The organism is Bradyrhizobium sp. 23AC, from assembly GCF_054863025.1.
In genome coordinates, this window is the sequence record NZ_JAVAYN010000258.1 from 1 (window position 1) to 248 (window position 248).

At 66.5% G+C, this 248-nt stretch carries 1 protein-coding gene; it reads right to left on the reverse strand.

Annotated elements, in window-relative coordinates; translation table 11 throughout:
• Positions 1 to 248, reverse strand: a 248-nt coding sequence (locus tag RAD10_RS42350) for a DUF1522 domain-containing protein (protein ID WP_461622074.1), incomplete at both ends; no start/stop codon positions are given.

Sequence of the window (248 nt, forward strand, 5' to 3'; positions counted from 1 at the left end):
AGGGCCTTGAGCAGGTCGGCCTTGCCGGTGACGCTCAGATCCGCACCCGTCGAGCTCCTCAGCGTGACGGCGCCGCCAGCAACGGTCGAAACCGCAGCACCTGGCTGGCTGGCGCTCACGGCGATCGTCGCAGCACCCGAGGTGATGGAGACCGTCTTCACGCCGCTTGCCAGATCGATCGCGCTCAACAGATCGTCGACGGTCGCAAGCGTTGACGCCGTGCCGGTGCTACCGAGATAGACGGTGGT